Below are 19,765 nucleotides of genomic sequence, written 5' to 3'. Positions count from 1 at the left end.
ACGGACGGGAGGCCCGTGGCGACGCCGCCAAGGGCCTCCCGTCCGTCACGGGGCGGGCCGGAGCCGGCTGCCGGGCTCGCGTGAGGTTCCACGACATGCCGTCGGTTCGTCGCCGAGGTTCCACGGAGGGCCCCTGAGCGCGCTGAGGTTCCGAGATTTCGGAACCTCAACGGGCGCGGGCGGGCGGGGCGGGCGGGGCGGGCGCGGGCGCACGGGCGGGCCCGCTCAGTCGGCGTCGGGGGCCAGCCAGATCGCGGACGCGGCGGCGGCGGGCAGGTCGACGAGCGCCTCGGCGCCGTCGGCCCCACGTCGGGAGACCGCGATGACGCCGGCGTAGTCCCGCACCCGCTCGACCCGCAGGTGGGTGCCGAGGCCGACCCCGAGCTCGTCGAAGTACCGCAGCAGCGAGGGGTCGTCGTCGGACACCCGGTCGACCGTGCCGCACGCACCGGGCTCGATCGCACCGAGCAGCGTGCCGAGCGTCGCGGGGACGGTGCCGTCCGCGGCGGGGATCGGGTCGCCGTGCGGGTCGTGCGTCGGGTGCCCGAGGTCGGCGTCGACCCGGTCGAGGAACCGCTCCGACACCGCGTGCTCGAGTGCCTCGGCCTCGGTGTGGACCTCGTCCCAGGTGTAGCCGAGGCGGGACACCAGGAACGACTCGATCAGCCGGTGCCGTCGGACCATCGCCACGGCGACCTGGTGCCCGAGCGGCGTGAGCACGACGCCGTAGTACGGGGTGTGCTCGATGAGGCCGTCGCGGTCGAGCTTCTTGAGGTTGCCGGACACCGTCGAGGCCGACACCTTCAGCGTCGCCGCGATGTCCCGCGTGGCCAGTCCGGCGCCACCGCGCTCCCCGGCCTTCCAGATGAGCTTGACGTAGTCCTCGGCCATGGTCGACAACGAGGGCAGGCGCATACCGCCAATCGTACGGCTGCACTGGTACAACCGGGACGTGCACCAACCCCGTCGCCGCCGCTGGCCGGTCCCGCCCTCGCTGCTCGTCGGCCTCGCGCCGCTCGTGGTGTTCGCAGCGATCAGTGCGTGGCGGTCGCGCCCGAGCGACGACTACCCGACCCTCGGCCAGACGGTGGACAGCGTCGTCCGGTCCCTGGTCGTCCCCGAGGGCATCGCCGCCGTCGCACTCGCCGTGGTCGTCACGGGACTCGGGTGGTGGCGGATCGCGACCGTCGACCGCACCCGGACACCGCTGCGCTGGTCGGCACTGGCTCCGGCTCTGGTCCTGGTGGTGTGCGTGGTGCGCCTGCCGTTCATCGACTGGGCAGCGTTGCCCGTGCGCTACTTCCTGCTGCTCACCGTCGGGGTGCTGTTCGTCGGGGTGTTCGAGGAGCTGATGGCGCGGGGAACGCTGCTGGTCGGGCTCCGGCGCCGGGTGCCCGAGTTCGGCGTGTGGGCGCTGTCGTGCGTGCTGTTCGGGCTGCTGCACCTGCTCAACGCGCTCGCCGGGGCCGGCATCGGACCGACGCTGGTCCAGGTCGTGTTCGCGGCGTCGTTCGGCTCCACGCTCTACGTCGCTCGCCGGGTGACCGGGTCACTGCTCGTGCCGGTGCTGCTGCACGCGTTCTGGGACTTCGGGTCGATCGGGTACTCCGCGACCGCCGATCCGTCGGACACCGGTCGGCTCGTGGGCCTCGGGCTGATCGGCCTGTTCTCGTTCCTGGTGCTGGCGTTCGGGATCGTCGCGGGCGGCATGGTCGCGTGGCGCGACGACCGTCCGCGTCGCCTGGCGAAGCGCTGGCGTTCGGTGCCGCCGATGGCGGCGTTCGCCCTGGAGGCCCGTGGCTTCGAACCCGCACAGCCTGCGGTCCGGTTCACCTCGCGGTAGACCCCCGTTCGCGCGCTGGCAACCGCCTCTCCTTACCGTCGTGGTGATTCCAAGTCGGTACCAAGAGAGGAGCGCCGCTCGGTCCCCGAGCGGCCACCACACATGCGCAGAACCGCTGTCCGCGGGGTGACCGTCGCCGTCGCCGCGACCGCACTCGTGCTCGGGACACCCCTCGTCGCCGAGGCGGCCACGACGTACCCGAGCGACTCCGCCAAGCCCGACCTCGTCTCGCTGCTGAGCGGGTACGACCAGTTCTGGACGTCGAGCGGCGCCAACGACCTGCACGGCACCGTCGTCGACCCGGCCACGCTGGCGAAGAACGACCAGCTGACCTCGTGGATCAACCAGAACGCCACCGCGGCGCAGCAGTTCACCGCGCTGCAGGACTCCGAGTACCAGAACGCCACGAACACCGCCTACGACCAGTCCTCCACGGTCGCCCAGGGGCTCGGCGACGTGCTCGAGAAGGCGTACGTGCGGGGCCGGCTCGACGGCGCCCTGCCGTTGACGAGCGCGGTCATCAACAGCTCGAACGGCAGCACCGGCGCGTACGTGAGCACCGGGACCGCGAAGGCCCACTACAGCTACCCGCGCCCCTACCTGCCCGCGACCACCACCGCGACGCTCCCCGCGACCGACGACCAGACCGGCTGCGCCCCCGCGACGGTGAACGCCTCGTCGGTCTCCGCCAACCGCGCCGGCAAGGCGTGGGCCTCGGCCGACGGCACGCTCGACATCACCCGCGTCCCGGTCGCCACGGACACCACGCACGAGTTCTCGCCGAACGACGTCGTCCTCGACGCCGGCTACGGCACCGCGGGCATCTGCACGGGCGGCTCGTACCCCAGCGGACACACCACCACGGCGTACCAGGCCGGCATCACCCTGGCGACGCTCGTCCCCGAGCTCGCGCCGGAGATCCTCGCCCGCACGTCGGAGAACGGCAACGACCGCATCGTCCTCGGCGTGCACTACCCGCTCGACATCATGGGTGGGCGCATCGACGGCGAAGCCGCCCTCGCAGCCCGCTGGTCCGACACCCAGTACCGCACCGACGTGCTCGAGCCCGCTCGCGCCGAGCTCGTGCGGTACCTCGAGCAGCAGTGCGGCGACACCCTGGCGAAGTGCATCGCCGAGGAGAAGCCCTACACGGACAACCCCTACGGCGGGAAGGCGATCCCCGGCGGCACCGCCCAGATCGTCACCGACCGTGCCTCGGCCGTGCGGGTCTACCAGGAGCGCATGACCTACGGCTTCGCGAAGACCGGGACCGCCGGCCAGGCGCCCTCCGTCCCCGCCGGCGCGGAGAACCTGCTCCGCACCACGTTCCCGACGCTGACGGACGCCCAGCGCACGTCGGTGCTCGCCCAGACGGAGATCGACTCGGGCTACCCGCTCGACCAGACCGGCACGGCGAACGGCTCGTGGGAGCGACTCGACCTCGCCGCCGCGACGAGCGCGACCGTGTCGGTCGCCTCCGACGGTGCCGTGGAGGTCTTGTCGACCGGCGGCACCGCGCGGGTGCTGACCGGTGTCCTCACCGCGCCGCACGGATCGTCGGTCGCAGCCGGGTCGAAGCTGGCGCTGGCCGGCACGGGCTTCACCGCCGGCACGACGCTGTCCGTCGTCCTGCACTCCGACCCCGTCACGGTGGGCACCCTGACCGTCGCCGCCGACGGCACGGTCGCCGGCACCGTGACGATCCCTGCCGGCACCGCCACCGGTGCGCACACGGTCGACCTGGTCGCCAGCACGGGCGACTCGGTGCTGGCCGCACCACTCGCCATCACCGTCACCCCGGCGGCGGCGACCGGCGGGACGGGAACGGGATCCGGCACCGGCGGGACGGGCACGGGTGGGACGGGCACCGGCGTGGCGACCGACCCCGGCGCGACCACGGGCGGCACCGGCATCCACCTGCCGGTCGTCAGCGGCTGACCCCTCGCACCACCGCACCACCGATGCGACCGGCCGGTGCCCGCACCCCGCGGGCACCGGCCCCCACCGCTCTCCACCCCCTCGCCCTCCCCCTTCTCCGCTCTCCACTCCTCCCCGCTCGCCACCTTCCTCGGAGCCACGTCATGCGCACGCGCACCATCTGGACCACCGCCGGTGCCACCCTCGCCGTGCTCGCCGCGGCCGGGCTCGTCACGACCGCGCTCCTCGGCAGCGACCGCACCGCCGCCGCACCGGTGACGACCCCGGCCACTGCCGCGCCCGCGGTCCCGCACGTCGACGCCGCGGCGGTCGCGAAGCTGCCGGAAGCGCAGTACTCCGCCGTCATCGCCGGCCTGATGCCCTTCGACCGCACCGTGCGGTCGGACACCGTGTTCCACCTGCCCGCGGACGCACCCCTGTTCGGTGCCCACCGCGACCGCCCGGTCGCCCGTCTCGCCGCGCAGGACTTCCTGCGGCAACCGACCACCGTCGTCGGGGTCGAACGCGACGGCGACTGGGAGCTCGTCCTCACCCCTGCTCGCCAGCAGCTGCCGTCAGCCGCGGGGACCACCGGCGCCGCCGCGCAGACCGCCGCGTGGGTGCCGGTCCGCGCGCTCCGGGAGACGGCGACACCGCGCTCCCGGATCGTGATCTCGACGACCGACCAGACCGTGTCCGTCGTGAACGCAGCCGGCACGACCCTGCAGCGCTTCGACGCCGGAGTCGGCACGGCGGACACCCCGACGCCGACGGACGTGACCGGGTACCTCGAGCAGCGCTACGTCGACCCGGCCCAGGGCACGGGGGACCACCCGATCCAGCTCACGTCGCTGCACTCGGGCGCCGCCGACGAGCCGTACGTTGGCCACGACGGCGGGCTGATCGGCCTGCACTGGAACGCCACGACCTCGGGCACGGTGTCGCACGGCTGCGTCCGGCTCGACGCCGATGCCGTCGCCGCGGTCAACGCACTGCCGCTCGGCACCCTCGTCACCGTCGAGTGACCCGCCGCTGACGCCTCAGGGCTTGCGGCCGACGGCGAAGACCCGACGGAACGGGTACACCGTGCCGTGGGCGCTCGCCGGGTACGCCTCGCGCAGCGCCACCCGGTACCGCTCGACGTAGTCCGCCGTCAGCGCACCGCTCGGGTCGGCGGCGTCGAGGGCAGCCAGTGCCGGTCGCAGCCCGGTGCCGCGCACCCAGTCGAGCACCGGGTCCTCGCCCGGCAGCAGCTGCGCGTAGGTCGTCTCCCACGCGCGGGCCGCGAACCCGGCGTCGAGCATGATGCCGAGGTAGCCGGCGGGGTCGAGCACCGGGTCCTCGCGCAGCACGCCGTCGAGCGCGGAGGCCCACGGCCCGGAGGCCCCGATCGACCGCATCAGCGCGTGCGACGGCGACCCGAAGTTGCCCGGCACCTGCATCGCGAACCACGATCCGGACGGCATCGCGTCGAGCCACCGCGGCAGCAGCGCCACGTGCGACGGCACCCATTGCAGCGCCGCGTTCGTCACCACGACGTCGTCGGTCGGCCCGGGCGTCCAGTCCTCGATCGCACCGAGCTCGAACGACAGGTTCGGCAGGCCCGCCAGAGCGGGGTCGGCCGCAGCCGACGCGAGCATCTCCGCCGAGCTGTCGATCCCGACCACCGGCGACGAAGGCCACCGCGCTGCCAGCGTGGCGGTGAGGGACCCGGGACCGCAGCCCAGGTCGACGACGCGCCGCGGGGCCTCCCGTCCATCGTCCGCTGGCCACGCGACCTGCGCGACCAGGTCGTGGAAGGGGCGCCCGCGGTCGTCCGCGAACGCGGCGTACCGCGACGGGTCCCAGCGCACCGCTACAGCTCGACCTCGAAGGGGGCGGTGCGCACGAGCTCGTGCACGCCGGAGATGACCTCGCTCGGACGGAACGGGTAGCGGTCGATCTCGGCCTGGTCGCTGATGCCCGTCAGCACGAGGACGGTGTGCAGCCCCGCCTCGATGCCGGCCTGCACGTCGGTGTCCATCCGGTCGCCGATCATGCCGGTGTTCTCGGAGTGCGCGCCGATGCGGTTCATCGCCGAGCGGAACATCATCGGGTTCGGCTTGCCGACCACGTACGGCTGCTTGCCGGTCGCCTTCTCGATCATGGCGGCGATCGCACCCGTGGCGGGCAGGACGCCTTCGGCCGACGGGCCGGTGGCGTCGGGGTTCGTGACGATGAAGCGGGCGCCGTCGCGGATCAGGCGGACGGCCTTGGTGATCGCTTCGAACGAGTAGTTGCGGGTCTCGCCGACGACGACGTAGTCGGGGGCGGTCTCGGTCATGATGAACCCGGCTTCGTGCAGGGCGGTGGTCATGCCGGCCTCGCCGATGACGAACGCCGAACCGCCGGGCATCTGGGACTTGCAGAAGTCGGCGGTGGCGAGGGCGCTCGTCCAGATGCGCTCCTCGGGGACGTGCAGGCCCGAGCTCCGGAGCCGGGCGCTGAGGTCACGCGGCGTGAAGATCGAGTTGTTCGTCAGGACGAGGAACTCGGTGCCCTCGTCGAGCCACTGCTGGATGAGCTCGGGGGCACCGGGGAGGGCCTGGTTCTCGTGGACGAGCACGCCGTCCATGTCGGTCAGCCAGCACTCGACGTCGTCGCGGGTCGCCATGGCCTCACCCTACTGCGCACGGCCGACGGGCCGGCCCGTCAGACGGGTTCCTTCGAAGGGGCCGGGAGGCGCGGATCGGCTCTTGCGCGTCGGCTCCGGACCCGAGATGGTCGAGTCACCGAACGCCACTCGGCTTTGCCCTAGGCTTTTCGGGACACGTACCGAATCAAGGAGAACCCGCCGTGCTCGTCGAACCCGGATCCCCGACCGCCACGCCCCGCCCCGCTGCGGTGCCGGACCTGGAAGCGGCTCCCGATCTGGTCGAGGCGACACCGCGACGACGTCGGGGCCGGCCCAACGTGCTGAGCCGCGAGCAGGTGATCGACGCCGCGACGGCGATCGCGAACGAGGACGGCCTCGACCGCCTGTCGTTCCGTGCGCTCGGGGTGCGGCTCGGCGTCGCGCCGATGACCGTGCACCGGACCATCGGCGGCCTCGACGACCTGCACGGTGAACTCGTCCGTCGCACCGTCGACGAGTTCACCGCCACCTTCGTCTGGCCGGACGAGTGGCACGCCGTGGTGCGCACCTTCGCCACGACGTTCCGCGACCTGATGCGCACCCACCCCCTGGTGCTCGAGTCGCACAGCCGGCGCGGGGCCCTGGTGTCCACCGAGTCCGACGCCGTCGTGGCGAAGGTCGTCGGGGCGCTCCGCTCCGCCGGGCTGGCCGATGCCGAGGCGATGTACGCGTTCTTCGTCGTGTACGACTTCGTGGTCGGGCACACCTCGGTGGAGATCGGGCGGGGCGATGCCGAGGCCGGGCGTCCCGAGCGGCACGCGCTCGTCGGGGAGCTCCTGGGGGAGCACTCGTACGACGCCCGCTTCGCGCTCGGGCTCGACGTCCTCGTCGCCGGGATCGAATCGCGCGTCCGCTGAATTTCGGTACGCTTCCCAACAAAAAAAGATGTGAGATACCGTCTTTCACGATGTCCACTCAGTACCAATCCCCACAGTCTTCCGTTCCGCAGCCCTACGGTTCCGTCCCGCACCGCACGAACACCCTCGCGATCATCTCGCTCGTCGCGGCGTTCGTCGCACCGCTGATCGGGTTCATCCTCGGTCTCGTCGCGATGCCGCAGGCGCGCAGACGATCCGAGGGGGGCCGCGGCCTCGCGCTCGCCGCGGTCATCGTCGGTGGGGTGGTCACGCTGCTGTACATCGGGCTGTTCGTGACGATCGCGGTCCTCGCGGCGAACGCCCCCGATCCGACGTACTCGTACTGACCGACCACGCACGTCGATCATGAGCACCACCGATCCGGCCGCCGCCCTCCGTGCGAAGGCCGCCGCGCAGCAGGGCAGCGCCCGTGCACTGGTCATGACGATCGTGTGGGCGGCGCTCCTGCTCGCCGTCGGCGTCGTCGTCGGGTACGCGCTCGGGTCCGTCCTCGGCACCATCCGGGACATGACCGTCAACAGCGTGTTCTCGGACACGCCGGACCCGGAGTACCCGTGGTGGGCGATGCCCGTCGCGGTCACGGGGTCGATCGTCACGTTGGGCATGTACTCGAAGTGGAACCACCGCTTCGCAGGCCGGGCGTCGGAGTTCGTCGGGGTGGGACCGGTGAGCATCTGGCTCGTCGGCGCCGCAGCCGGGCTCTGGTGGACGACCGCGACGCAGTGGGCGCCCGTCGACCGCGTCGGGACCACCGTCGACCCGGCGTTCGGCCGCGACGAAGTCTGGGGCATCGGCGGCTGGATCTGGTACGCCGCTGCGTGGTGGATCCCCGCACTGGTCACCGCGCTGGCGCTGGTCGCCCTGATCGGCGGGACGGTCGCACGCCGCGGGCAGGGCGGCCGACGCGGTCGGCTCGAACAGCTGCTGCGTGCGGGGCGCCGGGTCGACGGGATCGTCACCGCGGTCAGCGGCTCGACCGCCCACGACGCCTCCTTCACGCTGCTGCGCTGGACCTTCACGTTCACGGACCTCCAGGGACAACAGCGCTGGGTCGACCGGACCGAGGGGTTCGGCGACGGAACCGGCCCGGTGCTCGGAGCGACCGTCGTCGTCGTGTTCGACCCGACCCGTCCGAGTGATCGGAAGCGCATCTTCGCGGCGACGAACGCCGGTGCCGTGCCGGAGGACTTCCTCCGCCCGGGTACGCAGTGACACCGTGACGCGGCGGGCGTTCGGCTGGACCACGTTCGTCGGACTCGCGCCGACCGGCCCGGTTCGCCGCGGCTCTACCCTGGAGGCGTGACCGACGAGCCCGCCCCGACGCACGAACTGACGACGAACGGCGTCGGCCCGCACCCGGAGCCCTGGCCGGACGACCCGCGGCTCGACCCGGAGCTGCTGGCGGCGGGGGACTCGCGGAACGTGCTCGACCACTTCCGGTACTGGTCGATGGACGCCATCGTCGCCGAGCTCGACACCCGCCGGCACGCGTTCGACGTGGCGATCGAGAACTGGCAGCACGACCTGAACATCGGGTCGATCGTGCGGAGCGCCAACGCGTTCCTGGCCGGCACGGTGCACATCATCGGGCGGCGGCGCTGGAACAAGCGCGGCGCGATGGTGACCGACCGGTACCAGCACGTCCGGTACCACCCCGACGTGCAGGCGTTCCTGGCCGCGATGGCCGAGGAGCAGCGCCCGGTGATCGCGATCGACAACACCCCTGGCGCCGATCGCATCGAGACCGCGGCGATCCCGGAGCGGTGCGTGTTCCTGTTCGGCCAGGAGGGCCCCGGGCTCACCGACGAAGCGGTGGCCGGGGCGTCCGGGCACCTGGAGATCACGCAGTTCGGGTCGACGCGGAGCATCAACGCCTCGGCGGCGGCTGCGATCGTCATGCACAGCTGGATCGTGCAGCACGCGGCGCCTGCCGACGCGACTTCGTGAGCAGAAATGGTCGGGTACGGGCCCTGGACCCGACCATTTCTGCTCACGAAGCGGGCGGGGCGGACGCGGGACGGGCCTCCCGGCAGCCGCGTCAGCGCGGGGCGGTCGTGCGGCGAGCGACCAGGCGGGGCTCGACCAGGGACTCGGTGGCGGCCAGCCCCGGGTCGGCGATGCGGGCGAGCAGGCGCTCGCCGGCGCCGCGGCCGATCTCGACGCTGCGGTCGTCGATGCTGGTCAGGCCGACGTAGCGCGTGGCGGCGACGGGGGTGTCGTCGTAGCCGATGACGGAGACGTCCTCGGGGACCCGGAGTCCGCGTTCGGCGAGTTCGGACAGTGCTCCGAGGGCCATCACGTCGTTGGCGGCGAACACCGCGGTGACGTCGGGGTGCTCGTCGAGCAGGGCGCCGAGGGCGCGGGATCCGGCCTCTTCGGTGGGTTCGCCGGGAAGGACCACGACGGCGACCGTCGCGCGGTCGCCCGCTCCTGGCGCCCCGGCTGCTGCGCCCTCGAACCCTGCGCGGCGTTCCTTCGACGCTGCCGAGCTCGCTCCCACGAAGCCGAGCCGCGTGTGGCCCAGCGCGAGCAGGTGCTCCGCGGCCATGCCGCCGCCGGCCCGGTCGTCGTTCGCCACGGTGTCCGCGCGGGGGATCGACACGCGCCCGCCGGCGATGACGACCGGCATCGAGGCCGGGATCGCCAGGTCGGTGTCGGGTTCGCCGGCGATGACGATGCCCTCGACGCGCATGGACAGGAAGCCCTCGACCGGCGAGGCGTCGAGCCCCGTGTTCAGGAACCGGTCCGCGACGACGAGACGGTGACCCTGGTCCTGCAGGGCCTCGCGCAGCCCGGTGAGCAGGTCGACGAACCACTGATTCCGGAAGTCGTCGAGGACCACGCCGACGGTGCGGCTGCGGGTGCCGGCGAGGGACACCGCGGCAGTGGAGGGCCGGTAGTCGAGCTCCTGGATCGCCGTGAGCACGGCGGCTCGGCGCTGGTCACTCACCCGGGGGGAGCGCTGCAGCACCAGGGAGACGAGGGACTTCGAGACCCCGGCGCGCGCGGCGACGTCGTAGATGGTCGCGGGTTTGCCGTCTCCCATGATGCGCTTCGACCTCCGTTGGTTCGTCCGTCGATCGTAGCGGTTGACGTGACATGCGCGGGGTGGGGGGTGGGTCGCGGGGGTCGGTGCGCTTCGTGAGCAGAAATGGTCGGGTCCGTGGTGCGGACTCGACCATTTCTGCTCACGATGTGCGCGTGGTCACTCCTCCACACGGGAGGCCCGGGGCACGTTGTGCACGGAAGGTGCGTTCGCGCGTGTGGACCTTGCGCGGGGGCGCGAGTGTGGACGGCATGCGAGCACGCCCACTTCCACCCCGGCTCCGGTACCGGTCGTTCGACGTCAGGGCCGCCGACCGTGCGGGTGTCAGCCGCCAACGACTCCGACGGCGAGACCTGTTCCGGCCGACCCGATCGATCCGCTGGGCGCGGGGACGCCCACCCGACGGCGTCGAACGGATCCGGGCGTTCCGGCCGGTCCTGCTGCCCGGACAGTTCGTCAGCCACCTCTCGGCAGCTGTGCTGTGGGAGCTGCCGGTACCCGTCGGTGCCGCAGGGCCGGTGCACATCACGAGTCTGATCCCCGCGGCCCAACCACGTCGGACCGGAGTCGTCGGACACCGCATCACCGCTGACCGGGCTGCCGTCGCCGAGCGCTGGGGGATGCCCGTGAGCACTCCGGCGGCGCTGTGGGTCGACTGCGGTGCGCTCCTGAGCATCGATCAGCTCGTTGCACTGGGCGATGCGATCGTCACGATCCGGCGGTGTGCAACGACGATCGACGACCTGCGCGGAGCGCTCGACCGGGCCGGGGCGCGCGCAGGAGTCCGGAAGCTGCGGGTGGCGCTCGAGCTCGTGCGGGTCGGGGCGGGCTCGCCGCGGGAGACCCTGGCGCGACTGACGATCGTGCGTGCCGGATTGCCCGAGCCGGAGCTGCAGGTCGACGTGCTCGACGAGGCCGGGCGCTTCGTGGGGCGTGTCGACATGGCGTACCCGCAGCAGCGCATCGTGATCGAGTACGAGGGGGACCAGCACCGGACCGACGCCGAGCAGTGGGGTCGTGATCTGCGGCGCTACCGCGATCTCGAACAGCTCGGCTGGGCGGTCGTGCGGTGGACGAAGTCGGACCTGGGCGTGCACGTGTCCGGCGCCGTCGACCACCTGAGGGAACTGCTCGTGCGCCGCGGGTAGCGTCCGCGGCATGGCGACGCTGCTCATCACCGGGGCCGCAGGACGCATCGGGGCGGCTCTCCGGCCCAGGCTCCTGACGGCCGGACACGACCTCGTCCTGCTCGACGAACGGACGCCCGACGACCCGGTCGTCGCCGGGGAGCGGTTCGTCTCCGGCTCGGTGAACGACCCCGCTGCGCTGGACGTCGCGCTCGCCGGGGTGGACACCGTGGTGCACCTGGCCGGCATCCCGACCGAGGCCGCGTGGGGCGACCTGCTCGAGGCGAACCTGACCGGCACGAAGAACGTGCTCGAGCGTGCGGCGGCGAACGGTGTGTTCCGGGTGCTGCTCGCGAGCTCGATCCACGCGGTCGGCCGGGTCCCCGAGCCGCTCGACGAACCGGGCAGCGTGCCGGGCGACCGACTGCCGCGGCCGGACACCTACTACGGCGTGACGAAGGCGGCGATGGAACTGCTCGGCAGCCTGTTCGCCGACCGGTACGACATGTCGATCGTCTCGGCGCGCATCGGGGCCTTCGGGGAGCAGCCGTCGTCGTCGCGAGCGCTCCTGATGTGGAGCTCGCCCGACGACCTGGCGCGCCTGGTGCTCGCGACCGTCGACCTGCGCGAACCGGGGCACCACGTCGTGTGGGCGCTGTCGCAGAACACCGGGTCGCCGGCCGACCTGACCGCGGGTGAGGCGATCGGCTTCGTCCCGCGCGACGACGCGTCCCGCGCGCTCGACCCCGACGCTCGGGCGGACCTGCCGCCGGAGGACCTGCGGTTCCTCGGCGGCGAGATGGTGTCGTTGCCCCTCGGGCGCAGCACTTCGTGAGCAGAAATGGTCGGGTGGCCTGACGCCACCCGACCATTTCTGCTCACCAAGCGAACGCGGCCCCCCGCTACCCGATCAGGCTCGGGCGCAGGTCGCGCAGTGTGCGGGAGCGGGTCTGCCGCGCCGTGACCACGAAGGACACGAGCAGCGCCCCGAGCAGCCAGCAGAGCAGCACACCCGCGTCGGACCACGCGGCGCCGAGGTTCCCGCCGTACATCGTCTGCCGGATCGCGTCGACCGAGTACGTCATCGGCAGCGCGAAGTGCAGCGCGGCCAACGGCCCCGGCAGCGTCTGCCACGGGAACGTCCCGCCGGCGGTGACGAGCTGCACGAGCATGAGCACCAGGCCGAGGAACTGTCCCACCGACCCGAGCAGCACGTTGAGCGCCATGATGACCGCCGCGAAGGTCGCCGAGGCGAGCACCATGATCCCGATCGTGCCGCTGACGTGCACCACGTTCAGGTCGAGGGCGAACCGCACGATGAAGAACAGCGCCACCATCTGCACCAGGCCGAGCAGCGCCGGGGTCAGCCAGCCGCCGAACACCACCGCGAGGGGCTTCCGCACCGCGGTGATCGCCCGCTTCGAGATCGGCTTGAGGATGAGGAACAGCGCGTACATGCCGATCCAGGCCGCGAGCGAGATGAAGAACGGCGCGAGGCCGGCGCCGTAGTTCGACGCCGCGGCGACGTTGTCGTCCCCGACCTTCACCGGGTCGGAGATGACCGAGGCCTGCGACTCCCGCTCCGAGGCGTTCGACGCGGGGATCTTCGTGCGGCCCTCGTCGAGCGACGCGGCGAGCTTCGCGGACCCGGTCTTCAGCTCGTCCAGCCCCGATGCGAGCGACGAAGCACCTTCGTCGGCGGACGCTGCGCCCGTGGCGAGTGACGAAGCACCTGACGACAGCGTGGGTGCGGCGGTCGCGAGCGCAGACGTGCCGGCTGCCACCTGCGAGGCGCCCGACGAGAGCGTGGACGCCCCGGTCGCCGCCGACGCGATGCCGGAGGACAGCTCGGGAGTCGCGGCCGCCAACGACGAGGTACCGGCCGCGACCTGGGCCGATCCGTCGCGGAGCTGGTCCACCGACGACTTCGCGGTGGCGTAGGTCTTCTTCGCCTGTGCGCCCGTGGTGTTCACCTGCGTGACGGCATCCGTGACGGTGGCGGTCAGCGCGGCCTGCTGCTCCTCGGTGAGTTCGACGCCCTCGGGCAGGTTGTCGGTGATCCCGGCGAGCACGGTGTCGGCGTCGAGCGGCTGCAGTGCGTCGACGTCGGAGCTGTACCCGTCGATCTGGTCGGCGAGCCTCTTGTTGCCGGCGGCGACCTTCTGCGCCCCGTCGTTCAACTGCTGCGTCTGCGACGGCAGCGCCGCGGTCTGCTGCTGTGCGCTGGCCAGCCCGGACGCCAGGGTCGACGCCCCGGACGCCACCTGCTGCGCCCCACTGTCCAGCTGCTGGGTCTGCGACGGCAGGTCGGCCGTGCCGGACGCGAGCTCCGCTGCGCCGGACGACAGCTTGCCGGTACCGTCCGCCAGCTTGCGGGCCCCCGAGTCCGCCTTCGCGGTGCCGGAGGCGAGCTGGTCGGCCCCGTCGACGGCGTCGCCGAGGCTGTCGCGGACGTCCGCGAGCCCGACGAGCAGGGTCTTCGCCGCCTGCTTGCCGACGCGCTCGGCGACCGCGGTGCGCATGGTCTTGCCCGCCTGCTCGGCGATCGTCGAGGCCAGGTACGAGTTCGTGTCGGCCGTCGTCATGACGAGCTTCGCCTGCGTCGGGTCGTCGGACTGCGCGGACACCAGGTGCTCGGAGAAGTCGTGTGGGATCGTCACGACGAAGTCGTAGGTGCCGTTCCGCACGCCGGAGCGCGCGTCGGCGGCGCTGGTCTTCGTCCACTTGAAGTCGGCGCCGTCGATCGCCTCCTTCGTGACGTCGGTGCCGTAGTCGACCTGGTCGCCGTCGAGGGTGGCGCCGGCGTCGAGGTTGACGATCGCCGCGGGGATCTGGTCGAGCTTGGCGTACGGGTCGCGGTTCGCCCACAGGTACGCGCCGCCGTACAGCAGCGGCACGATCATCAGGGCGATGAACGCCAGTCGTGCGAGCGGGGTCGCGGTGAGTCGCGCCAGTTCGGCGCGGACGAGCGAGGTGGTGGTCACGGGGTTGCCTCCGTCGGGACGGTTGCGGATTCTGCGGTGACGGAAGGGCCGGACGGGAGGCCCGGCTCGGTTCCGTCGGACAGGGCCGCGTCGTCGGGACCCTCGGTCTGGAGCGCGGCGTGCGTCGCGGCGTCGTCGTGCGTCTGGATGGTGTCGAGCAGGGCCTCGACGGTCGCGGCTGCGGCCTTCGAGGTCACGAGCACGACGGTCACACCGCGACGGGAGACGTCACGGAGCACCGCGAACCACTCCTCGACGACGCCGCCGTGCCGTTCGGGTGCCGTGACGACGACGCCGGTCACGCCGTCGCGGAGCAGCGCGAGCTCGACGAGCAGTCGCACGCGCACGGCGGTCGGCACCCGCTGGACCGGGGTGTCCGCGTAGTGCCCCAGGCCGAGTTCCTCGAGCACGGTGTCGACGTGGTCGCGCGAGGGGCGCTGGGCGGCGAACGCGAGCTCCTCGCGCACGATCTGCTTGACGGTCATCACGGGGAAGGGCTCGGCGACGCCCGGGGTGTCGACGAGGGCGAAGGCGCGGCGCACGGCGGCGGCGTCCTCGTGCCCGTCGAGCAGCAGCCGCCCGGTGTCGGGCTGCATCCGGCCGCCGGCGACGAGCGAGGCGAGCACGGGGGCCTGCTCGGTCTCGACGGCGACGACCCCGGGACGTCCGGGTGCGGCGACGGCGGAGACGACGGGCAGTGCCGCGCCGGGCTCCTCGCCGATGCCGACGTGGTCCAGTTCGAGCGTCATGCGGGGTCCTTCACGGGGGAGTCAGCGGAGCCGGTGGCCGGGGCCGCGGGTTCGGACAGCAGTGCGGTGCGCCAGTCGATGCCGGCCATGCCGAGCGCCGACAGCACCACCATGCGCCGTCCGGCCTCGTCCGGGGTGCCCGACCGGGTCGCCTCGTCGAGGACGGCGATGCACGCACCCTCGACCAGGCGCCCGAGGGTGGCCGGGTCGACGTCATCGCGCATGGCGCCCTCGGCGATCCCGAGCGTGCACGCCTGACGGACCTGAGCGCGCAGGGGTGCGAACACCTCGGCGACGGGCTCGGCGAAGGGGCTGCGCACGGCGACCCGGGCCATCGAGCGGACGTGTGAGACCTCGGTCCAGAGGGTCACGGCGATCGCGGCGAGCCGGGCGGCCGGCGGCAGCTCCTGCAGGTCCGAGGTGGTCGGCATGGCCGCGGCGATGCGAGCCGCACCGGAGGTCACGACCTCGCGCACGAGGTCGTCACGTGACGGGAAATGTCCGTACACCGCGCGGCGCGAGAGTCCGGCGGCCGCGGCGATCGTCTCGATGGAGGCGTCCGGATCGCGTTGCAGGCACGTCCGTGCCGCGTCGAGGAGGGCTGCCCGGTTCTCGGTCGCGTCGCGGCGGGGTGCGCGTGCGGGGTGGGAAGCAGTGGTCACGAACCCCATCGTAATAACGTGCACACGGGTGTGCAACTTAACAGGAACACCGGCCCTCGAACGGGGGTGTCCCCCAAAGTGCGGACTGCCCTTTCTGAATGTAAGCGCATAACTTCACAGCAATCTCATGCGAACCACGGACTGAGCCTGGAGTGCCCTCTTTGAACCGTGCAACACCGAACCACGACCCGAACCCGAACTCCCACCGCATCGCACGCGTCCTGACCGCCGGCATCGCCGCCGTGGCCCTGACGTGCGGCGGCCTCGCAGTCGGGGGCGCGGCCTCCGCAGCTCCGACCGGGGTGTCGGTGGCCGACCTGAAGCTCTCCGCACCGCTGCGTGACGCCAAGCCCACCAAGACCGTCGCCGCCTTCGTGCGCACGACCGGCCAGGGTGCTCTCGAGGTGGACGCCGCCGCGAAGGGCGGTGACCTCGCCAAGTCGCGGACCCAGTCCTCGGCAGCGAAGAGCCGCGTCAAGGCGATCGAGTCGACCACCGCGGCCGTCCGCGCCGCCGTCAAGCGCGCCGACGCCGACTCCACCGAGCTCTACTCGACCGAGTACACCGTCCCCGGTGTCGCGGTCGTCGCCGACGTCTCCGCGCTGCAGGACATCGCGAAGCGCTCCGACGTCGAGAGCATCATCCCGCTCACGCCGAAGGAGATCGTCGAGCCGACGGTCAACGCCGACGCGAGCGCCGCGCCGTCCGGTGTGGACCCGAGCCTCGTGAAGCCGGGCGCCGACGGCGTCTCGCCGAAGAACGCCGCGAGCGACGTCTACACGCGCTCGCTCAACGCCTGGCAGCAGACCGGCCACACCGGCAAGGACGTCAACGTCGCCGTCCTCGACACCGGCCTGGACTACACGCAGGCCGACTTCGGCGGACCCGGCACCACCGCGGCCTACCAGCAGGCCCTGGCGAACGCCAGCTCCGGCGCCCCGGACCCCAGCCTGTACGACGCGTCCAAGTTCCTGGGCGGGTACGACTTCGCCGGTGCGACCTACAACGCCGACCCGACCGACCCGGCCTACGACCCGGTGCCGGCTCCGGACGACAACCCGATCGACGGCAAGGGCGGCGACCACGGCACGCACGTGTCCGGCTCGATCGCGGGCTACGGCTTGACCGCCGACAAGCAGCAGTTCGACGGCGACTACACCAAGCTCACCACGCAGCAGGTGCAGGACATGTGGATCGGTCCGGGCACCGCGCCCGAGGCCGGCCTCTACGCCCTCAAGGTGTTCGGTGACGGCGGCGGTTCGACCGACGTCACGGGCGCCGCGCTCGACTGGGTCGGCCAGGCGCTCACCGAGGGCAAGGACATCAACGTCCTGAACCTGTCGCTCGGCTCCGACTACGGCGCACCGGACGACCCCGACAACGCCAAGATCGACGCGCTGACCGCCCGCGGGGTGCTCCCCGTGATCGCCTCGGGCAACGCCGACGACTTCACCGACATCGGTGGCTCGCCGGGCAACGCCGAGGGTGCGCTCACCGTCGCCGCGAGCGCCACCGGTCAGTCGTTGTACGACGGCGTGCAGGCCACGGCCCCCGCGAACGTCGCGAAGACCTACCGCTCGCAGTACTCGTCCAACTTCACGGGCACGCTGCCGGTCGAGGGTGACGTGGTCGTCCCGACCACGAACATCGACGGCTGCGCCGCGTTCAGCCCCGAGGAGGCCGCGAAGATCGCCGGCAAGGTCGTCTGGCTGAAGTGGACGGACGGTGCGCTCGAGTGCGGCTCCGGCGTGCGCTTCAACAACGTCGAGGCCGCCGGCGGCACCGGTGTCCTGCTGGCGGGCACGATCAACACGTTCGCCTCGGGCATCGCCGGGAACGCGACCATCCCCGGTGCCGAGCTGACGCTGGATGCCGCCACGGGCCTCCAGGCCGCTGCCAAGGCGGGGACCCTGCACGTGCGCTTCGCGGACGAGCTCAAGGGCTTCGAACTCGCCACCGACCCGGAGGCCGTGAACACGCTCGCCGGGTTCACCAGCCGCGGCGTGCACGGATCGTTCGGCGACATCGTCAAGCCGGACATCGCCGGCCCCGGGGTCAACGTGATCTCGGCGGCCAACGGCACCGGAGACGGACGCATGTCGATGAGCGGTACGTCGATGGCCACGCCGGACGTCGCGGGCATCGCGGCGCTGACGTTCCAGTCCCACCCGACGTGGAGTGCGCCGCAGGTCAAGGCCGCACTCATGAACACGGCGACGCACGACGTCGAGGACGGCGACGGCACCGCGACCCTGCTCCGCCAGGGAACGGGACGCGTCGACGCGCTGCAGGCGGTCACGGCCGACACCACCGTCCGCAGCGTGGAGAACGGCCAGCTCGTCACCGCGTCGTACGGCGTGGTCGAGGTCTCCGCGAAGACCAGCGAGACCCGGTCCCTGCTCGTCGAGAACACCGACTCCACGGCGCACACGTACGACGTGGCCTACCAGGCCCAGGTCGACCAGCCCGGCGTCGCCTTCTCGCTGAGCACGAAGCGCGTCACGGTCCAGCCGGGCCGTGGTGCCGTCGTGACCCTCGCCGTCACGATCGCCGACCCGACCAAGCTCCGCCGCGTCATCGACCCCACCCAGGAGTCGGTGCAGAACGGCTACGAACGCGAGTTCGTCGCCGCTGCGAGCGGGCTCGTCACCTTCACGCCGACCGACACGACGACCGATCCGCTGCGGATCGGGACGTACATCGCGCCGAAGCCGGTGAGCGCGGTCCGCGGTGGGGGCGTCTCGTACACGGGCTCGCAGAAGACCGCCGACCTGCCGCTGCGCGGACAGACGGTCGACCAGGGCACGGCGACGACCGGCTACCACGCCGCGGTCGCACCGTTCGTGCTCGGTGGGACCGACGGGCAGGAGACGTTCCCGGAGGGTTCGGCGTCGCAGTCGCTCAAGGCCGCGGACATCCGGGCCTTCGGGGCGAGCTTCGACAAGCCCTCCGGCACCCTGGCGTTCGGCATCCAGACCGCCGGCCCCGACGCCAACCCCGGCGCCGTGACCAACGTCGAAGTGCTCATCGACACGAACCGCGACGGTGAGCCGGACTACCTGGTGTACGACGCCAAGTCGGCCACCATCGACGCGACGCTCGCCACGACGGTGGACCTGGCGACCGGCAAGGTCGTCGACGCCCAGCCGCTCAACGGCGGTGCGCCCGGCCAGGACGTCAACACCTTCGACAGCACCGTGAAGGTCCTGACGGTCGACGCCGCCACGATCGGCGCCACGAAGACGTTCTCCTACTCGGTCCTGACCGAGTCGGCGTACGCCCCTGGTGCGGCGACGAGCGGTTCCTCGGTCGTGGACGAGACGTCCGAGGCGGCGTTCAACCCCGAGAAGCCGACCCTGACCTTCGCGCAGGGCGGGACGACGGGCGTGCTCTTCGCCGACCAGGGTTCGCTCCAGGTCACGCGGTCGCCCGGTGTCGCCAGCGCTCGGATCCTGCTGCTCCACCTCGGCAACGCGGTGGGCAACCAGGCCCAGAGCGCCACGGCGACGTGGGTCGCCCCGACGCTGCAGCTGCAGAAGGGCAGCGGCGTCTCGGTGGCCGGCACGGCGAAGGTCGGGTCGAAGCTCAAGGCGGGCCACGGCAACTGGGACGGCACGGGTGTCACGTACTCGTACCAGTGGCTCCGTGACGGCAAGGCCGTGACGACCGCCAAGAGCTCGTCGTACACGCTCGTCGCCGCGGACGCCGGTCACCGCTTCTCGGTGCGCGTCGTCGCCTCGGCGAAGGGGTACCAGGACGGCACCGCGACCTCGGGGCAGACCGCGGTGGTCGCGCGGCGGTGATCGCACGGTGGTGATCGCGCGCTTCGTGCGCACTGCCGACTGAGCAGAAGACGTCGGGTTCGAGTTTCGGACCCGACGTCTT

17 protein-coding genes are annotated in these 19,765 nt (G+C 72.2%); 10 read left to right on the top strand and 7 right to left on the bottom strand.

Going from position 1 to position 19,765, the window contains the following annotated elements:
- Window positions 1-225 precede the first annotated feature (225 nt).
- Complete coding sequence (locus EDF42_RS08580) at window positions 226-915, bottom strand: metal-dependent transcriptional regulator (RefSeq protein ID WP_123672196.1); 690 nt, start codon at window positions 913-915, stop codon at window positions 226-228.
- A 37-nt stretch (window positions 916-952) separates the two neighbouring features.
- Between EDF42_RS08580 and EDF42_RS08575 the strand changes: the two genes are divergently transcribed.
- From EDF42_RS08575 to EDF42_RS08565, 3 genes are all read left to right on the top strand, one after another.
- Window positions 953-1,843, top strand: a complete 891-nt coding sequence (locus EDF42_RS08575; protein ID WP_185002644.1) for a CPBP family intramembrane glutamic endopeptidase — start codon at window positions 953-955, stop codon at window positions 1,841-1,843.
- 102 nt (window positions 1,844-1,945) lie between these two features.
- Window positions 1,946-3,781, top strand: coding sequence for a phosphatase PAP2 family protein (locus EDF42_RS08570; protein WP_123672034.1), 1,836 nt, complete (start codon window positions 1,946-1,948; stop codon window positions 3,779-3,781).
- A 143-nt stretch (window positions 3,782-3,924) separates the two neighbouring features.
- Entirely contained in the window at window positions 3,925-4,785 is an 861-nt protein-coding gene (locus EDF42_RS08565) for a L,D-transpeptidase (RefSeq protein ID WP_185040843.1), read from the top strand.
- A gap of 15 nt (window positions 4,786-4,800) precedes the next feature.
- Here the strand turns inward: EDF42_RS08565 and EDF42_RS08560 are convergent, their stop codons facing one another.
- The gene (locus EDF42_RS08560) at window positions 4,801-5,613 is read right to left on the bottom strand and encodes a methyltransferase domain-containing protein (RefSeq protein ID WP_123672032.1); all 813 of its coding nucleotides are present in this window, start codon (window positions 5,611-5,613) and stop codon (window positions 4,801-4,803) included.
- A 2-nt stretch (window positions 5,614-5,615) separates the two neighbouring features.
- Window positions 5,616-6,413: an HAD-IIA family hydrolase gene (locus EDF42_RS08555; protein WP_123672031.1), complete on the bottom strand. Its 798-nt coding sequence runs from the start codon at window positions 6,411-6,413 to the stop codon at window positions 5,616-5,618.
- Window positions 6,414-6,595: 182 nt separating this feature from the next.
- Between EDF42_RS08555 and EDF42_RS08550 the strand changes: the two genes are divergently transcribed.
- The 4 genes from EDF42_RS08550 (at window position 6,596) to EDF42_RS08535 (ending at window position 9,259) form a co-directional block, all read left to right on the top strand.
- Window positions 6,596-7,291, top strand: a complete 696-nt coding sequence (locus EDF42_RS08550; RefSeq protein WP_123293581.1) for a TetR/AcrR family transcriptional regulator C-terminal domain-containing protein — start codon at window positions 6,596-6,598, stop codon at window positions 7,289-7,291.
- Window positions 7,292-7,341: 50 nt separating this feature from the next.
- Window positions 7,342-7,638, top strand: coding sequence for a DUF4190 domain-containing protein (locus EDF42_RS08545; protein ID WP_123672030.1), 297 nt, complete (start codon window positions 7,342-7,344; stop codon window positions 7,636-7,638).
- A 19-nt stretch (window positions 7,639-7,657) separates the two neighbouring features.
- On the top strand, window positions 7,658-8,524 hold the full coding sequence (locus tag EDF42_RS08540) for a hypothetical protein (protein ID WP_123672029.1): 867 nt from the start codon (window positions 7,658-7,660) through the stop codon (window positions 8,522-8,524).
- An 87-nt stretch (window positions 8,525-8,611) separates the two neighbouring features.
- Complete coding sequence (locus tag EDF42_RS08535; protein ID WP_123672028.1) at window positions 8,612-9,259, top strand: TrmH family RNA methyltransferase; 648 nt, start codon at window positions 8,612-8,614, stop codon at window positions 9,257-9,259.
- A 91-nt stretch (window positions 9,260-9,350) separates the two neighbouring features.
- Here EDF42_RS08535 and EDF42_RS08530 read toward each other — a convergent pair whose 3' ends face one another.
- Window positions 9,351-10,358 (bottom strand): LacI family DNA-binding transcriptional regulator, encoded by a 1,008-nt coding sequence (locus EDF42_RS08530; protein WP_123672027.1) that lies wholly within the window; start codon window positions 10,356-10,358, stop codon window positions 9,351-9,353.
- Window positions 10,359-10,609: 251 nt separating this feature from the next.
- On the opposite strand from EDF42_RS08530, the gene EDF42_RS08525 reads away from it, so the two are divergent.
- Window positions 10,610-11,506 carry a DUF559 domain-containing protein gene (locus EDF42_RS08525; RefSeq protein ID WP_185040841.1) on the top strand — a complete coding sequence of 299 codons (897 nt, stop codon included), beginning with the start codon at window positions 10,610-10,612 and terminating at the stop codon, window positions 11,504-11,506.
- A 10-nt stretch (window positions 11,507-11,516) separates the two neighbouring features.
- Complete coding sequence (locus EDF42_RS08520) at window positions 11,517-12,320, top strand: NAD(P)-dependent oxidoreductase (RefSeq protein ID WP_221181011.1); 804 nt, start codon at window positions 11,517-11,519, stop codon at window positions 12,318-12,320.
- 67 nt (window positions 12,321-12,387) lie between these two features.
- On the opposite strand, the gene EDF42_RS08515 is transcribed toward EDF42_RS08520, so the two are convergent.
- From EDF42_RS08515 to EDF42_RS08505, 3 genes are read right to left on the bottom strand one after another with little or no spacing between them, the layout of a single operon-like run.
- The gene (locus EDF42_RS08515; RefSeq protein ID WP_123672025.1) at window positions 12,388-14,469 is read right to left on the bottom strand and encodes a YhgE/Pip domain-containing protein; all 2,082 of its coding nucleotides are present in this window, start codon (window positions 14,467-14,469) and stop codon (window positions 12,388-12,390) included.
- Entirely contained in the window at window positions 14,466-15,218 is a 753-nt protein-coding gene (locus tag EDF42_RS08510) for a hypothetical protein (protein WP_123340083.1), read from the bottom strand. Before EDF42_RS08510 ends, EDF42_RS08515 begins: the two co-directional genes overlap by 4 nt.
- Window positions 15,215-15,880, bottom strand: coding sequence for a TetR/AcrR family transcriptional regulator (locus tag EDF42_RS08505; RefSeq protein ID WP_123672194.1), 666 nt, complete (start codon window positions 15,878-15,880; stop codon window positions 15,215-15,217). Before EDF42_RS08505 ends, EDF42_RS08510 begins: the two co-directional genes overlap by 4 nt.
- 161 nt (window positions 15,881-16,041) lie before the next feature.
- Between EDF42_RS08505 and EDF42_RS08500 the strand changes: the two genes are divergently transcribed.
- A complete protein-coding gene (locus tag EDF42_RS08500) occupies window positions 16,042-19,683 on the top strand; it encodes a S8 family serine peptidase (protein ID WP_123672024.1) in 3,642 nt (1,213 codons plus the stop codon).
- Window positions 19,684-19,765 lie beyond the last annotated feature (82 nt).

Origin of the sequence: Curtobacterium sp. PhB172, from assembly GCF_003752545.1 — a bacterium.
Classification (GTDB): domain Bacteria; phylum Actinomycetota; class Actinomycetes; order Actinomycetales; family Microbacteriaceae; genus Curtobacterium.
The sequence above is the reverse complement of the archived record's forward strand: the minus strand, read 5'-3'. Positions and strand labels throughout refer to the sequence as shown.

What these genes read in the sequence shown, in the direction of transcription:
- EDF42_RS08570 (WP_123672034.1), top strand. Translation starts at nt 1,946, where the DNA reads ATGCGCAGAACCGCTGTCCGCGGGGTGACCGTCGCCGTCGCCGCGACC.
- EDF42_RS08525 (WP_185040841.1), top strand. Translation starts at nt 10,610, where the DNA reads ATGCGAGCACGCCCACTTCCACCCCGGCTCCGGTACCGGTCGTTCGAC.
- EDF42_RS08540 (WP_123672029.1), top strand. Translation starts at nt 7,658, where the DNA reads ATGAGCACCACCGATCCGGCCGCCGCCCTCCGTGCGAAGGCCGCCGCG.
- EDF42_RS08520 (WP_221181011.1), top strand. Translation starts at nt 11,517, where the DNA reads ATGGCGACGCTGCTCATCACCGGGGCCGCAGGACGCATCGGGGCGGCT.
- EDF42_RS08530 (WP_123672027.1), bottom strand. Translation starts at nt 10,358, where the DNA reads ATGGGAGACGGCAAACCCGCGACCATCTACGACGTCGCCGCGCGCGCC.
- EDF42_RS08565 (WP_185040843.1), top strand. Translation starts at nt 3,925, where the DNA reads ATGCGCACGCGCACCATCTGGACCACCGCCGGTGCCACCCTCGCCGTG.
- EDF42_RS08545 (WP_123672030.1), top strand. Translation starts at nt 7,342, where the DNA reads ATGTCCACTCAGTACCAATCCCCACAGTCTTCCGTTCCGCAGCCCTAC.
- EDF42_RS08580 (WP_123672196.1), bottom strand. Translation starts at nt 915, where the DNA reads ATGCGCCTGCCCTCGTTGTCGACCATGGCCGAGGACTACGTCAAGCTC.
- EDF42_RS08510 (WP_123340083.1), bottom strand. Translation starts at nt 15,218, where the DNA reads ATGACGCTCGAACTGGACCACGTCGGCATCGGCGAGGAGCCCGGCGCG.
- EDF42_RS08555 (WP_123672031.1), bottom strand. Translation starts at nt 6,413, where the DNA reads ATGGCGACCCGCGACGACGTCGAGTGCTGGCTGACCGACATGGACGGC.